Annotated in this window: 12 protein-coding genes; 9 read left to right on the top strand and 3 right to left on the bottom strand. The window is 49.6% G+C overall.

From position 1 onward, the window contains the following. On the bottom strand, positions 1-994 hold a 994-nt coding region (locus tag AC9UES_RS05020; RefSeq protein WP_509527237.1), incomplete at its 3' end, for a glycosyltransferase 87 family protein. A gap of 56 nt (positions 995-1050) precedes the next feature. Here AC9UES_RS05020 and AC9UES_RS05015 point away from each other — a divergent pair. From AC9UES_RS05015 to AC9UES_RS05000, 4 genes are all read left to right on the top strand, one after another. Then, the gene (locus tag AC9UES_RS05015; RefSeq protein ID WP_509527235.1) at positions 1051-2262 is read left to right on the top strand and encodes an MFS transporter; all 1212 of its coding nucleotides are present in this window, start codon (positions 1051-1053) and stop codon (positions 2260-2262) included. Beyond that, entirely contained in the window at positions 2246-3319 is a 1074-nt protein-coding gene (locus AC9UES_RS05010; protein WP_509527233.1) for an NADH:flavin oxidoreductase/NADH oxidase, read from the top strand. Before AC9UES_RS05015 ends, AC9UES_RS05010 begins: the two co-directional genes overlap by 17 nt. Positions 3320-3414: 95 nt before the next feature. Beyond that, positions 3415-7104, top strand: coding sequence for a multifunctional oxoglutarate decarboxylase/oxoglutarate dehydrogenase thiamine pyrophosphate-binding subunit/dihydrolipoyllysine-residue succinyltransferase subunit (locus AC9UES_RS05005; RefSeq protein ID WP_509527231.1), 3690 nt, complete (start codon positions 3415-3417; stop codon positions 7102-7104). A gap of 3 nt (positions 7105-7107) precedes the next feature. Next, complete coding sequence (locus tag AC9UES_RS05000; RefSeq protein WP_509527229.1) at positions 7108-7722, top strand: GDSL-type esterase/lipase family protein; 615 nt, start codon at positions 7108-7110, stop codon at positions 7720-7722. On the opposite strand, the gene AC9UES_RS04995 is transcribed toward AC9UES_RS05000, so the two are convergent. Beyond that, positions 7719-7958 carry a zf-HC2 domain-containing protein gene (locus AC9UES_RS04995; RefSeq protein ID WP_509527227.1) on the bottom strand — a complete coding sequence of 80 codons (240 nt, stop codon included), beginning with the start codon at positions 7956-7958 and terminating at the stop codon, positions 7719-7721. The genes AC9UES_RS05000 and AC9UES_RS04995 overlap by 4 nt on opposite strands. Next, positions 7958-8572: a sigma-70 family RNA polymerase sigma factor gene (locus tag AC9UES_RS04990; RefSeq protein ID WP_509527225.1), complete on the bottom strand. Its 615-nt coding sequence runs from the start codon at positions 8570-8572 to the stop codon at positions 7958-7960. Before AC9UES_RS04990 ends, AC9UES_RS04995 begins: the two co-directional genes overlap by 1 nt. Positions 8573-8665: 93 nt before the next feature. Between AC9UES_RS04990 and aroA the strand changes: the two genes are divergently transcribed. From aroA to AC9UES_RS04965, 5 genes are all read left to right on the top strand, one after another. Then, on the top strand, positions 8666-9946 hold the full coding sequence (aroA, locus tag AC9UES_RS04985; RefSeq protein WP_509527223.1) for a 3-phosphoshikimate 1-carboxyvinyltransferase: 1281 nt from the start codon (positions 8666-8668) through the stop codon (positions 9944-9946). After that, positions 9943-10956 carry a ribosome small subunit-dependent GTPase A gene (gene rsgA / locus AC9UES_RS04980; RefSeq protein WP_509527221.1) on the top strand — a complete coding sequence of 338 codons (1014 nt, stop codon included), beginning with the start codon at positions 9943-9945 and terminating at the stop codon, positions 10954-10956. The genes aroA and rsgA overlap by 4 nt, the downstream gene beginning before the upstream one ends. Positions 10957-10986: 30 nt before the next feature. Further along, a complete protein-coding gene (locus AC9UES_RS04975) occupies positions 10987-12204 on the top strand; it encodes an MFS transporter (RefSeq protein WP_509527219.1) in 1218 nt (405 codons plus the stop codon). 117 nt (positions 12205-12321) lie between these two features. After that, positions 12322-13257 carry a cysteine synthase A gene (gene cysK / locus AC9UES_RS04970; protein ID WP_509527217.1) on the top strand — a complete coding sequence of 312 codons (936 nt, stop codon included), beginning with the start codon at positions 12322-12324 and terminating at the stop codon, positions 13255-13257. A gap of 3 nt (positions 13258-13260) precedes the next feature. Further along, positions 13261-13468, top strand: a 208-nt coding sequence (locus AC9UES_RS04965) for a serine O-acetyltransferase (RefSeq protein ID WP_509527215.1), incomplete at its 3' end; no start/stop codon positions are given.

The following is a 13468-nucleotide window of genomic DNA, read 5'->3' as shown; positions in this document are numbered from 1 at the left end:
GTGGTACTGCCAACCAGATCATGAACTGCGGGGAGCCAACCTTGTTAAATACAATCAGGTCCAATACACCGGTCAGTGCAGCCAAAACAAAAACTTGAGTGCGATTACGCCCTGCTCTCACGGCCCGAATTGCTAAGAAGGCTGTTATCGCCAGAGCGATAAACAGTAAGTAATTCGAAACCGCTGCAAGCTCCTGCACTAGCGGGCCTGAAACCTGATTTGTTAGAACGATGTCATCAAAAAATATGTTTGCCGATCCAAATTTGGCCAACCACATCCAAGGCGTGGCCATTACGGACTCAATTTGGATTCCGCGCTCCTGCTGTTGCAGCACGAAGCCAAAAACTTTTGTGCCACCGGCTATTAGCCCAATCCCAATGATGCTGGCGCTAATAGTGGTTGCAACCATAATTGCTTGAACTCTTTTTTTGAAAACTGCGATCATGACCGCAAATAATGCAACCGGCCATATCTTGATCCAGCCAGCCAATGTGAATAGGGCGGCGGCTATTCCCCTGGAATTTCTGCTTATGGCCACCAAACCAAAAATTGCCAGAGCTGCACTCACTGAATCAATTCTTGAAACGGCTACGGGGCCTAAAAGCACCAATGCTGAAAGAAGCGCCCAGCTGGCGTGCGTTCCAGAAAATAGCCTCCCACTGGTTGCTGGACGAATCAAAAGCAACACAGCTGTCGTGTTTAGCACAAAAACCAGGGCCAACCAGGAAACTTCGTAGCTACCTGAATTGAGTGCACTAGCAATCCAAATTGGAACAAAAGCTATAGCTGGATAAACCCATTCGGTTGCTAAGCCATAGACCCCAGCTCCGTTTTCAACTTGATAGGCCCAGTATTCGTAGAGACTGAGGTCACCAAAAGAGATGGCGTCTGGAAATAGCTTGCTGGCGGTCAGTGCCCAAAGGTGCACCAGAAAAGAGGCAGCCACCAATGAACTCATTCTCAAAAAAGCGCGCTGATTCAGTCTGGTTCCCATGCCTGACAGGCTATCTAAGATAGGTGTAGTTGGCCTAAGGCCTATGAAGGGGCATCATGACAAGTCTGCAGAAGGCACGGTTTGCAGTCTTTGCCTACTTCACCATTGCTGGATCTGCAATGACTTTCTGGGCTGTGCACATTCCCTATGTTGAAAACAAGCTGGATATTCCTCATTCGACGATTGGTGCATTACTTCTTGTTCTCGGCGCGGGGGCTCTGTCTGCCAGTTTGATAGTTGGGCAGTTTATCGATCGAGTGGGTTCCAGAACTGCTACTTTCACTGCTGCTGTGTTTATGGGATTAATGCTCTTTTTTCCAGGGTTTGCTACAAGTGAGATTCTTCTGGGGCTTTCACTTTTTGGTTTGGGCTTTGGTATTGGCGCGACTGATATCTCCATGAACGCTCACGCTGTCGAAGTTGAAAAAGCGTATGGCAGACCGATTTTCTCTGCATTTCACGCGATGTGGTCTTTCGGTGGCCTGATTGGCGCCACACTAGGTGGACTCGCTCTAGCAAACAACTTTGAAATGCCCGTGACACTTGCGATCGCTGGAGTTGCGACACTAATTGTTGCTGTTTCAATGCGTAGCTGGTTGTTGCCTGATCAACCAAATCAACAGCGCGCCAATGAATCTAATCGAGCAGACAAAAAAGCAGAGAAGCAAGTATTGAACGCTGCAAACACGCAAAATCGAAAAGTTCTTGGATATGTTCTCTTCCTTGGGGCAATGGCTGGCGCAGCTGCCATTGCGGAAGGAACTGGTGTTGATTGGTCTGCTCTGCACCACGCAAGAATTTTAGGAACTACAGACGCTTACGCTTCCCTCGCTCTTGCGGTGTTTGCTGGTGCAATGGGAATTACCAGATTGGTGATTGATAAGTTGGTTGCGATTCGCGGCCGTATTTTTGTAATTCGCTATGGATCACTAGTATCTGCAGTTGGAACTAGCCTTGTCGTGATTTCTACCTCATCTCCGGTTGCACTTCTGGGATGGCTAATTGCAGGAGTTGGTATCGCGGGGGTAGTTCCGCAGCTATTTGCATACTCTGCTGAGGTTGGAGAAGAATCTCACGCTGGAAGGAACATGGCCAAGGTGGTTGGAATCGCATACGCTGGAATTCTCTCAGGGCCAGCCATTATCGGATTCTTGACAATAATTGTTCCGCTCAACATTGCTATTGGACTTGGCGTAGCACTGGGGCTGTTTACCGCCCTAGGTACTCTGTTGATTGAAAGAAGGAACCTAAATGCCAAAGCTCTTTGAATCAATCAAGCTTCGTGACCTCGAGGTCAAAAACCGTATCTGGATTTCCCCGATGTGTCAGTACTCCTGCGAGAACAAAGATGGCGTCCCTGGAAGTTGGCAGGAGGTGCACCTCACCTCTAGAGCTATCGGCGGTGCTGGCCTGATCATCGTCGAAGCATCGGCAGTTGCTCCGGAAGGAAGAATCACCCCATGGTGCACCGGAATCTGGAATGACGAGCAAGCTAAAGCTTGGAAGAAGATTGTTGAGCTAGCGCACAGCCATGGAGCCAAGATGGCCATGCAACTAGCCCATGCTGGGCGCAAAGCTTCTACTCACCGCGAGTCCTCCGGAGTGGGATCAATCTCAGTTTCTGAAGGCGGCTGGGAGACTATCTCATCGACCAATCAAGAATTTGGAGATTACGCCGCTCCGAGAAAAATTAGTGTTTCAGAAATTGCTAACTTAGTTGACGCGTTTGGCAAAGCGGCGAAGCGTTCAGTTGAGGCAGGTTTTGATGCTGTAGAGATTCACAGTGCACACGGATACCTATTGCATCAATTTCTTTCTCCGCTAAGTAACGACCGTGATGATCAGTACGGTGGATCTCTTGAGAATCGTGCACGCATGCTCATGGAAGTTGTAGCAGCTGTCAGAAAGTCAGTTCCAGAAACCATGCCGGTTTTTCTCAGACTTTCAGCAACCGATTACGCCGACGGTGGTTGGGATGAAGAACAAACTGCAACGGTTTCAAGTTGGGCTACTCAAGCAGGAGTAGACCTAATCGATGTTTCAAGTGGTGGAATCGTTACTGGTGTAAAGATTCCTTCTGGACCTGGTTACCAGGTTCCACTTGCTGAGTATGTTGCAGATCGAATTTCAGAGCCAGTAAGCGCAGTTGGTCAGATCACAGATGCTCACCAAGCAGAACAGATTTTGCAATCAGGAAAAGTAGATGTGATTTTGATTGCCAGGGCTTCTCTGAGAGATCCGTATTGGCCACTTAGAGCAGCAGCTGAATTAGGGGCGGATGTTCAATGGCCTGAGCAGTACTCCAGAGGTAAGTGGCCCGCCTAGGCCAAAGCCATTGCTTCTTAACGCCTCGTTTCTTGAGCCCTTGAGAGCGTAAGATATAGGTGTCATTCAAGCCAACCAAATAGGGAGTTTTTTCTGTGTCCGGTGAAGGATTGCAAGACGACTACGGAGCAAACTCGTGGTTAGTCGACGAAATGTACCAAAAATATCGTCAAAATCCTGACTCTGTAGACAAAGAATGGTGGCCCCTTCTTGAAAACTACAAACCCTCCGAAGCCTCAGCAACACCCTTAGCCCCAGTGGCTTCCGCGCCAGTAGCAGCTCCCCCACAAGTTTCTGACGCCACATCTTCCATTCCGGTAGTTGCCAAAACCACTCGCATTGAGGCCAAGCCTCAGCCAATCCCCGCTCAAGCTCCCGTTACCGAATCTATAAAAATCGTTACTGAAGGCTCTGCCGATCAAGAGCAGGATGTAGTTTCACCACTAAAGGGCATGGCAAAAACCATTGCCACCAACATGGATCTTTCGCTTCAGGTTCCAACCGCAACAAGTGTTAGGACTCTGCCTGCAAAGCTGATGATTGATAACCGCCTGGTAATTAACTCGCACCTTTCTCGCACCAGAGGCGGAAAGATTTCTTTCACGCACATAATCGGTTTTGCAATCATTCAGGCGTTGAAGAAGTTCCCTTCCCAGAATGTTTATTACGACATCGTGGACGAAAAGCCTGTTGTGGTTCAGCCGGCAAACGTGAACTTTGGTTTAGCCATCGACATTCCAAAACCAGATGGAACTAGAGCGCTGTTAGTTCCAAACATCAAACGCGCGCAGCGTTTGAATTTTGCTGAGTTCTTGGTCGCCTACGAAGATCTAGTTACCCGCGCGAGGTTGAACACCTTGACTGCGGGTGATTTCCAGGGCACTACTATTTCGCTCACTAATCCAGGTGGTATAGGTACTGTGCATTCAGTCCCAAGGCTAACCAAGAATCAAGGCTGCATTGTTGGTGCTGGTTCACTTGACTACCCGGCAGAATTCCAAGGCATGAGTGATGCCCAACTTGCAAAAATTGGAATCAGCAAAACCATAACTCTTACCTCCACATACGATCACCGTGTAATTCAAGGCGCTGGTAGCGGAGAGTTCCTAAAGATTGTTCACGGTTTGTTGCTGGGTGAAGAAGGTTTCTACGATCAGATTTTTGCTGACCTTCGAATTCCTTACGAACCTGTTCGTTGGGTTTCTGATTTTGAACGAGATGGTCTAGATGATCGTGAAAAAGCTACCCGAATCCAAGAGCTTATAAACGCCTATCGGGTACGTGGCCACCTGATGGCAGACACCGATCCACTGGAATACCGCCAGCGCACCCACCCTGACCTCGATGTTCTAAACCACGGTCTAAGCCTTTGGGATCTAGACCGCACCTTTAGAACTGCAGGCTTTAGTGGTCAGCAGAAGGCACAGTTTCGGGACATCCTCAAGATTCTTCGTGATTCCTACTGCCGCACAGTCGGTGTCGAATACATGCACATCCAAGACCCAGCCCAGCGCAAGTGGTTCCAGGAGAAATTGGAAACTTCCTACGCCAAGCCAACCCGTGAAGAGCAGCTTCGAATTCTTAGCAAGCTAAATGAAGCTGAAGCCTTTGAAACTTTCCTCCAAACCAAGTTTGTTGGTCAAAAGCGCTTCAGTCTCGAAGGTGGTGAAAGCACGATTGCTGCGTTGGATGAAATTCTCCAGTCAGCTGCGAATGCTGCCATCGATGAGGTCTGCATTGGAATGGCCCACCGTGGTCGTCTGAACGTTCTAACCAATATCGCCGGAAAAACTTACGGTCAAGTTTTCAAAGAGTTTGAAGGAAATACCGACACCAAAACCGTTCAAGGTTCGGGAGACGTGAAGTACCACTTGGGTACCGAAGGTGTTTTTGAAAGCCTAGAAGGCAACAAGGTGAAAGTATCTCTTGCTGCAAACCCATCTCACCTCGAAGCCGTGAACCCAGTTCTTGAAGGTGTCGTTCGAGCGAAGCTGGATCGACTAAACACTATTCAAAAAGGCGAGTTCCCTGTCATTCCCGTTTTGATTCATGGTGACGCAGCCTTTGCGGGCCAAGGTGTTGTTCCAGAAACATTGAACATGGCACAGCTTCGCGGATACAAAACCGGTGGAACCATCCACTTGGTAATCAATAACCAGGTTGGTTTCACCACTCCTCCTTCAGAATCAAGATCCACTGTTTACTCAACCGACTCTGCCAAAGCTATCCAGGCACCGATTTTCCACGTGAACGGTGACGATCCAGAGGCTGTGGTGCGCGTAGCCAAACTAGCTTTCGAGTTCCGCATGGAATTCAAAAACGATGTCGTTATTGACCTCATTTGCTACCGACGCAGAGGCCACAACGAGGGAGACGATCCTTCGATGACCCAGCCTCTGATGTACAACCTGATTGAAGCCAAGCGCTCAGTTAGAACCTTGTACCTAGAATCTCTAGTTGGTCGAGGGGACCTAACTCAGGGTGAATTCGAGGCAGCCAACTCTGATTTCCAGCAGCGCCTGGAGCAGGCTTTTGTTGATGTCCACGAAGCCATGGCCGCTCCAATTGAACTGATTCCAAGAAGAGTCGGTATTGGAACTACCGCCAGTGATGCTCCAGAACTTCTAAAGGCCACAGCTGTAGCCAAAGATGTTGTTGAGCTCATCGGAGATGCACACAGCAACACTCCTCCAGGCTTTACAGTCCACCCCAAGCTTCAGCAGCTTTTGACCAAGAGATTTGAGATGAGCCGCGAAGGCGGTATCGACTGGGGCTTTGGAGAATTACTTGCCCTGGGTTCCTTGGTTATGGATGGAGTTCCAGTTCGTATGGCAGGTCAAGACACCAGGCGAGGAACTTTCGTTCAACGCCACGCGGTATTCCACGACCGCGTCAACGGACAGGAATGGATTCCACTTCGCAACCTACGTGAAGGTCAGGCCAAGTTTTGGATCTACGACTCATTGTTGAGCGAGTACGCAGCTATGGGCTTTGAGTATGGGTATTCGATCGAAAACAAGGACGCTCTTGTTCTTTGGGAAGCTCAGTTTGGTGACTTTGTAAACGGAGCACAAACTATCGTGGACGAATTCATTTCCTCTGCTGAGCAAAAGTGGAACCAGCCATCAAGCTTGGTTCTCTTGTTGCCACACGGCTACGAGGGCCAGGGGCCAGATCACTCCTCCGCGCGAATTGAGAGATTCTTGCAGCTGTGTGCTGAGAACAACATGACTGTTGCTCAACCAAGCACTCCAGCATCACACTTCCACCTGCTCCGTCGTCAGGCATACACCAGGCCTAGAAGACCACTAATTGTTTTCACACCGAAGTCCATGTTGCGACTAAAAGCGGCATCATCCTCGGTTCAAGATTTCACTCAGGGCTCTTTCCAGCCAGTTATTCCAGACCAGCAGGGTCTAGATAACTCTGCAGTTCGCAGGGTTATCCTTTGCTCCGGCAAGGTTTACTGGGACCTAATGGCTGAGATTGAAAAACGCGGAGAACGAAGTGTGGCTGTTGTTCGTATCGAGCAGCTCTACCCAACTCCGGTTGACGAGATCAAGGCTACCTACGCTCAGTATCCAAATGCGCAGTTGTTCTGGGTTCAGGACGAGCCAGCCAACCAAGGACCTTGGACCTACGTTGGATTGTTCTTGCCTAAGTACATGGATGGCCAGGTCGCTACCCTTGTTTCTCGTCCAGCCAGTGCTTCTCCTGCCACCGGCTCAGCCAAGCGTCACGCCGTTGAGCAAGCAGATCTTATAACCAGGGCGCTAGCTTTCTAGAAAATGGAAAACACCGAGCGGTTAGATACTCGCATAGTCATTCTTGGCGATGAGACCACAACTGCCATAGGTGACGTGAAAGCCATGGGTTGGGTTGGAAGGGTTATCGCAAGAACCCCGGTAGAAGATCCCATCATCGATATCTATAACGTTCCCTCGCCTGGGGAGACCAGCGCAACGTTAGTTGAGCGTTGGAGTCAAGAAGTTCAACGTCGCTTCCGCCCAGAAACCGATAACCGACTTGTTATTGCTCTTGGTAATTCCGACGCCAGCGAAGGTATTTCGGTTTCTAGATCAAGACTGAATCTGGCAACCGTGATTGACGAAGCTCGCAGAAGTGACATTTCGGTTTTTGTTGTTGGCCCTCCCCCAAGTTTCAACAAGGCGCTAAATTATGAGATTGAGCACTTAGCCACCGGATGCGAGGATGTCTGTAATAGAAGAAGTGTTACATTCGTCGATTTTTTCCACCCACTGGTAGATCACGAGGGATATAACTTAGAGCTCGAGGCATCGGTAAGAAACATGCCTGGGCAAACCGGCTATGGATTGATGGCTTGGCTGGTACTGAACCGCGGCTGGTACCAGTGGCTAGGGCTTGAAGAATCTCAAGACTAGTGAGATTGAATATCCTTAATTCTTGCTAGAACTTTTTCAGCAAGTTTCTTTGGTGGCTCTTCATCGCATGAGCGCACAATCACTTGGTTTAGGTAAACCTCAAGGTCATATTCTTCCTCGCAGGAATCGCAGAGCGCCAAGTGGGTTGTGATGTCTTTTTGCTGATTGGGTAGCAACTCGTTATGCAGATACTCGTGGACCAGTGCTTTGGTCTCTTCACAGTTAAATTCTGCCATTAGCTCTGCTCCGTTTTTTGCGCTTGCTTGTCTGGTGATAAGTATCCTTGCTCGATAGCGTATTCAGCAAGCAGGGTGCGTAAAAGCTTTTTGCCTCGGTGTAGTCGACTCATTACTGTACCGACGGGGGTGCCCATGATTTCTGCAATCTCGGAGTAGGGCAAGCCATCCACAACCGCGTAGTAAACCACCATGCGAAATTCTTCCGGAATGGCCATAAGGCTGTTTCGAATGATGTCGGCTGGAAGGTGATCGAGTGCCTCCAGTTCGGCTGAGCGTGTTGTGGTAGCGGTAACCGATTGCGCGTTGCCGAGCTGCCAATCCTCTAATTCTTCTAAGCCGCCACGAGAGGGGTCTTTTTGCTGCTTGTTGTACTTATTGATGTGGGTGTTGGTCATGATTCGATAAAGCCAAGCTTTTAAGTTCGTACCTTGCTGATATTGACCCCAGGCCACGAAAGCTTTGGCCATAGCCTCTTGCACTAGATCTTCGGCATCGGAAGGGTTTCTGGTCCAGCGCAATGCTGCACCGTATAGCTGAGGCATAAGAGGTAGTGCCTGTTGCTCAAAGTCTCTGATTTTCAGCTCTGAGTCTGTGTTTTTTGAGCTGGCCATAGCCTCAGAGTCTACCAATTGAGCCTCCTCGCAAAAGCTGGTGCTAACCATGGCCTAGGTCCTTCAGGTTGATAACTGATACTTTTAAAACCAATGACTGACAAAAGCTATTCCCGTCCATGGGCCGCGCCATTGGCGAAATCAGCAATCTCGGCTCAGATCAGCATCCCAGGCTCTAAATCCCTGACTAACCGTGAGTTGGTGCTTTCAGCTCTGGCTTCGGGTCCAAGTGAAATCCTGAACCCCTTGGAATCTAGAGATTCCAGCCTCATGATCGAAGCCCTTAGGCAACTGGGGTCAGAAATTGAATCAACTCCGAATTCGCTCCGAATTACACCAAGGCCAATTTCTGGCCCAGCTCAGATTGATTGTGGGCTTGCCGGAACAGTTATGCGCTTTGTTCCTGCAGTTGCAGCTCTTGCAGAGGGTGAAATCTCTTTCGATGGAGATGTTGCCGCAAGGTCAAGGCCAATGAAAACTACCGTTGACTCGCTTCGTGCCCTAGGTGTGGAAGTTTCTGGCTCTGGCTTGCCATTTACGATTCATGGCACCGGTGAAGTTTTGGGTGGTGAGTTATCTATCGATGCTTCGGAATCTTCGCAGTTTGTCTCAGGCTTACTGCTAGTTGCCGCTCGATTCAAAGATGGACTCACTTTGAATCACACTGGAAAGACTCTTCCTTCTCTGCCGCACATAGACATGACTATTGACACCCTCGCCAAGCGAGGAGTAAAGGTATCAAAACTTAGCGACACTTCCTGGCGAATTGAGCCAGGAGAAATCTCTGGTCGAACCGTAGAGATTGAACCAGACCTATCAAACGCTGGACCGTTTATGGCCGCTGCACTAGTTGCCAGCGGAACGGTAACTGTAGAGAACTGGCCCACTAGCACCACTCAGGTTGGTAATGACTTTATTAGCTTGCTCACACTCATGGGCGGCCAAGTCTCTCGAACCGGAACCGGGATGCGCGTTACTGGAACTGGTGAGATAAACGGCATCGAGATTGACTTGTCTTCTGCCGGTGAGCTCACTCCAGTAATTGCAGCTCTGGCAGCGCTCGCAAAATCTAAATCGGTAATTTCTGGCGTGGCTCACCTTAGAGGTCACGAAACCAATCGACTAAAAGCTCTGGTCGATGAGATTAACTCCATCGGAGGCAGGGCAAGCGAGACTGCAGATGGGCTAATAATTGAACCTGCCGATCTTCGAGGTGGCCTTTGGAAAACCTATGGCGATCACCGAATGGCTACCGCTGGAGCCATCATTGGGCTTCGCGTTCCAGACATCGAGATCGAGGACATCACGGTAACTTCCAAGACCATGCCCGGCTTTGAGTTGCTGTGGAGCAAGATGCTTGGGGCTACTAGTTGAGTTGGCTTTATGAACCAGAGCCAGGAGCTCACGACTTAGACGAGTCTGATTTCAAGGCTCGCCCAAACCCCAAGGGCAACAAGCCAAGAACCAAGATAAGACCGGATCACTCGGGTGCAGCCTTAGGGATGCTTATTGGAATCGATAAGAATCGCTATCAAGTTTTGCTCCAAGAAGGTAACTACCAAGTCAACGCAACTTTGGCCAAGGAGCTTAGAAACAATGGCCCGGCGGTTGGGGACATTGTTTCCCTCGCTGGAGATACCTCCTCAGATGACGGTGCACTTTCTCGAATTGTTCGAATCGAACCAAGAACAACTTTGCTTCGGCGAAGTGCTGACGATTCGGATCAGGTTGAACGAGTGATTGTTGCAAATGCAACTCAGCTAATGATCGTGATTGCTGCTGCTAATCCAGAGCCAAGAACCCGATTAGTTGATCGCTATCTGGCTGCCGCATATGATGCAGGGCTAAAGCCAATAATTTGCGTCACAAAAACTGATCTTGCTGATCCTTCCGAGTTTCTAGAAAACTTCCAAGGTCTAAGTATTCCCATTATTAGAACCCGGTCGGATACTTTTCAATTGAGCGAAGTGGTGGATATTTTGGCTGGTCAAACAACTGTGCTGGTGGGTCACTCCGGTGTTGGTAAATCAACTTTGGTAAACGCGTTATCTCCCGATGCCAATCGCGCAGTTGGAAGTGTGAACGCGGTTACCGGTCGCGGTCGTCAAACTTCTACTTCTGTTCGGGCCATAGCACTCGATGATGGCTGGATTATTGATACCCCGGGAATTCGCTCCTTTGGACTTGGGCATATCGATCCCAAAAACTTACTGCGGTCCTTCGAAGATCTTTGGGAAACTATTGCCTCCTGCCCCAGAGGTTGCAGCCATCTCATTGACTCACCTGATTGCGCCCTCGATGAGGCAGTTGCCGCAGGCGTGCTTGGGCCTCAAGGCGCCAGCCGGGTGGATTCTCTTCGAAGGCTGATGACTTCGCTAAGTTAGAAGTTCACCCCGATTCTGGAGAATAACCTCTTGCCCAAGATAAAGCCCCTGCACGGCAGAGTCCTTGCCCTGGTGGGCCTTTTATTGGTGGCGCTAAACCTTCGCACCGTAGTTTCCTCGTTATCGCCGATCATTCCCTTTATTCGCGAGGACCTTGAGCTTTCGACCTTGGCGGTGTCCTTCTTGGGAATGCTCCCACCCCTTGGCTTTGCCTTAAGTGGTCTTTTGGCGCCAATGCTCACTCGACGAATTGGCTTGGAAGCTGCTTTGCTCGTGCTGCTTCTCATAATTGTTTTGGGAAACCTGGTTCGGGCTTTTTCTGGAGACTGGTCGCTCCTTAGCGTTGGAACATTTGTTGCCATTGTTGGAATGGGTATGGGAAACGTTTTGCTGCCGGTTGTGGTGAGAAAGTACTTCCCAGATCGAATCGGTTCGATGACCGCTCTTTATCTAACTATTGTTTCCATTAGTGCTCTGGCCCCACCACTTATTGCTGTTCCGGTAGCCCAGGAATTTGGTTGGAGGTTGGCGCTTGGTCAGTGGGCGATCGTTGGAGCAATTGCCATGATTCCTTGGATCTTTGCTTTGCGCTCCAACAAAATTGAAGAACCAGTAGTTACGCAGACGCTGACCATTCCAGTTAGCGTTCGACACATAAAGATTTGGAAATCTCCAACCGCTGTTTCAATGGTCGTAATCTTTGCGGTGTCGTCGTTGAATGGCTACGCCGCCTTTGCTTGGCTGCCCCAGATACTCATCGACGAATCTGGCTCCACACTTCTTGAAGCCGGAATACTTTTATCGGTGTATGCCGGAATGGGAATGCCAGCTGCGTTATTGATGCCAAGGCTGGCAGTTAGATTCCCAAATCAAGCACCACTTATTTACCTAAGTGGGGTCTTGTTCTTTACCGGTTACGCGGGGCTTATTTTCTTGCCTGGAAACCTCTCTTGGATATGGGTAGTGCTTATTGGTCTTGGACCGATTCTGTTTCCCTTGAACTTGGCACTTTTCAACATTCGATCCAGGTCCCAAGAAACGCTCCTTCGAATCTCCGGATTTGCCCAGGGCTTTGGTTACCTAGCCGCCGCCCTAGGGCCGCTGGTGCTTGGTGTGCTGCACGAGCTCACTGGCAGCTGGACCAGCTCGCTGTGGTTTCTCTTCCTAACCGCTATTCCGGCTATTTTTGCCGGACGGGTCATAGCAAGGCAAAACACCATTGATCAGGAGCTAGAGCTTAGAAGCTAGGCTTTGGAAGGCCAGAAAGCCTAGTTTTAGAAGAAAGTGGCCATTATCGGGCATAAGTTGCCGGCTTTGCTGGTTGACCCTGTCTGTTGCCAGTAAGACAAACGAAAGGTAAGGCTCTTGAAGATCTATGACGACATAACCCAGGTGTTTGGAAACACTCCCTTGGTTCGACTCAACAAAATCATGGATGGCGCAGGAGCCGAAGTCCTAGCGAAACTTGAGTTCTACAACCCAACTTCCACCGTGAAGGACCGCCTAGGTATCGCGATCATCGATGCGGCAGAGCGCTCTGGTCAGCTCAAGCCAGGCGACACAATTGTTGAGGCAACAAGCGGTAACACTGGAATCGCAATCGCAATGGTTGCTGCAGCCCGTGGCTACAAAGCCATTTTGACCATGCCTGAATCTGTGAGCCTTGAGCGTAGAACTCTACTTCGCGCGTTTGGTGCAACCTTGATACTTACCCCTGGAACCGAAGGTATGACCGGTGCAGTTAGCAAATCAGAAGAGATCGGTAAAGAAACTGGAGCTGTTCTAGTTCGCCAGTTTGAAAACGAGGCTAACCCAGAAATTCACCGCAAGACTACCGCGATGGAAATCTGGAACGACACCGACGGTGAAGTTGCCGCTTTGGTGTCTGGCGTTGGAACTGGTGGAACAATTACTGGAACCGGTCAAAGGCTAAAAGAACTAAACCCAAACATCAAAGTTTTTGCAGTTGAGCCTGCAGCTTCACCTCTTCTAACTGGAGGTGTTGCAGGATCTCATCCGCTGCAGGGAATTGGTGCCAACTTCATTCCACCGATTCTTGACCGAAGCGTTTACGACGAGGTGATTGATGTCCCAAGCGAAGAAGCCATCAAGTATGCAAGACGTGCTGGAACAGAGGAAGGAATTCTTGCTGGGCTTTCTTCGGGAGCCGCCCTTTGGGCAGCTGCCCAGGTGGCCAAGCGCGAAGAGTTTAGGGGCAAGAAAGTTGTAGTTATCATTCCTTCCTTCGGTGAGCGTTACCTCTCTACTGTTTTATATGCCGACCTAAAGGAAGAAAAGTAAAAGTTGTCCATTAAAGAAGATCTGCAAGCAGGTATCGATCGCGATCCAGCAACCTCGAGTCGGCTAGAGCTATTTCTAACCTCTCCTGGTTTGCACGCTATTTGGATGCATCGCGTGGCAAACAAGATCTGGAAACTAAAGCTTCGAATCCCAGCAAGAATGTTCTCCAACTGGGCCAAGTTTCTAACCGGAATTGAGATCCACCCAGGAG

This window comes from Rhodoluna sp. (assembly GCF_044232805.1).
Classification (GTDB): domain Bacteria; phylum Actinomycetota; class Actinomycetes; order Actinomycetales; family Microbacteriaceae; genus Rhodoluna.
Note: the sequence above shows the minus strand (reverse complement) of the source record. Positions and strands in the feature narration are given on the sequence as shown.

What these genes read in the sequence shown, in the direction of transcription:
- AC9UES_RS05015 (WP_509527235.1), top strand. Translation starts at nt 1,051, where the DNA reads ATGACAAGTCTGCAGAAGGCACGGTTTGCAGTCTTTGCCTACTTCACC.
- AC9UES_RS05010 (WP_509527233.1), top strand. Translation starts at nt 2,246, where the DNA reads ATGCCAAAGCTCTTTGAATCAATCAAGCTTCGTGACCTCGAGGTCAAA.
- AC9UES_RS05000 (WP_509527229.1), top strand. Translation starts at nt 7,108, where the DNA reads ATGGAAAACACCGAGCGGTTAGATACTCGCATAGTCATTCTTGGCGAT.
- AC9UES_RS04995 (WP_509527227.1), bottom strand. Translation starts at nt 7,958, where the DNA reads ATGGCAGAATTTAACTGTGAAGAGACCAAAGCACTGGTCCACGAGTAT.
- AC9UES_RS04990 (WP_509527225.1), bottom strand. Translation starts at nt 8,572, where the DNA reads ATGGCCAGCTCAAAAAACACAGACTCAGAGCTGAAAATCAGAGACTTT.
- aroA (WP_509527223.1), top strand. Translation starts at nt 8,666, where the DNA reads ATGACTGACAAAAGCTATTCCCGTCCATGGGCCGCGCCATTGGCGAAA.